The organism is Synechococcus sp. R8-2, assembly GCF_047461715.1.
Lineage (GTDB): Bacteria > Cyanobacteriota > Cyanobacteriia > Thermostichales > Thermostichaceae > Thermostichus.
This window is the reverse complement of record NZ_JANSHQ010000519.1, coordinates 1-1,323: the sequence shown is the minus strand read 5'-3', so window position 1 is coordinate 1,323 and position 1,323 is coordinate 1. Positions and strand designations below refer to the sequence as shown.

Genomic DNA, 1,323 nt, shown 5'->3' with positions numbered 1-1,323 from the left:
TTTGGCGGCTACGACAAGTTTGTCGAGGCCTTCAAAACGGCGGCGGCCACCCAGTTTGGCAGCGGCTGGGCCTGGCTGGTGCTGGACAACGGCACCCTCAAGGTTACCAAAACCCCCAACGCCGAAAACCCGCTGGTGCACGGCCAAGTGCCCCTGCTCACTTTGGATGTCTGGGAGCACGCCTACTACCTGGATTACCAAAACCGGCGGCCTGACTTCATCAGCGCCTACCTGGAGCACCTGGTGAACTGGGATGCCGCCAATGCCCGGCTGGCTGCCGCCTGACTCTACCTGTTCTGGGATCCCTTGACGGGGGATCCCATCGAAGACTAGCCCTATGTCTCTGTTTGCGAAGGGATCCTTGGGGATCCCTTTTTTGCGCCTAGTCTTTCCCCAAGCGTTCTCGCTCCTCGCGCAACCGCTCCAGAAAGCCAGGGGTGGGAGGTTGGGTTGGAGGGGCTGCAAGGGGAGCAGGAGTTGGAGCAACCCGGTTCATCTGGGGGAACAGGGGTTGGTTGATGGGCGGCGGGGGGAGAGGCTTGGCCGGGACAGGGGCTGGAGGAGGAGGTGACACCTGCCGAGTTGGAGCGGGGGGCTGAGGGGTAGAGGACACTGCCTCTGGAGTTGCCGCTGGCCTGGGTGTGGGCTCGCTTGCGGACTCACCGATTCCCAGATCTGGGGCGGGATCATCCTCAAACACCGGTTTGCCCTCCGGATCCCGTAGCAGCCAGTCCAGCAGAGGTTCAGGAGTGGCTGAGGGATCCCGCTCAGGGTGCTCTGCACCGCCGACTGGAAGGGGGCGTTCGGGGGCAGCAGGCGGTCTTTCGCTGCCTGGGCCCGGATCCAACAGCAGACGCAGGCCCCAGAAGGTGCTCCCCGCAATGACAACAAAAAGGGCTATCCCAGCCCAGAGGGGAAACGGCTTGGCCTCGGGCTCTGCCTGGGTACTGAGCAGGTGTGTGCCCGACTGCCCTGCATCTACCGCCGCCAGGGTACGCTCGGAGAAGATGGGTGCGGCTGGGGGGGACGCGAGGGAAGAGCCGGCAGCGCTCTGGGAGCGCAGGGATCCCTCCAATTGGGCGCTGAGAACCTTCATATCTTGGGGCCGCCGGTCGGGATCTTTGGCCAGACAGGAGAGCACCACCTGTTCCAGCTCCAGCGGAATCTCATAGGGCAAATTCGAGCGATCGAAGGGCTGAGGCTGTTGGTAATTGTGGGCCTCGTACCAGCCGGGGAAAGAATCGCTCTTGGGTCGCAGAGGTTGTTGCCCGGTCAACATGCGGTAGAGCACTACGCCAAGCGAGTAGATATCCGAGCGGGCAT

Annotated in this window: 2 protein-coding genes; one reads left to right on the top strand and one right to left on the bottom strand. The window is 63.1% G+C overall.

Annotated features, from left to right (window positions below):
* On the top strand, positions 1 to 285 hold a 285-nt coding region (locus NW819_RS11820), incomplete at its 5' end, for a superoxide dismutase (RefSeq protein ID WP_414413862.1).
* A gap of 97 nt (positions 286 to 382) precedes the next feature.
* On the opposite strand, the gene NW819_RS11815 is transcribed toward NW819_RS11820, so the two are convergent.
* Positions 383 to 1,323: protein kinase (locus NW819_RS11815; protein ID WP_414413861.1), on the bottom strand; the 941-nt coding region annotated here is incomplete at its 5' end.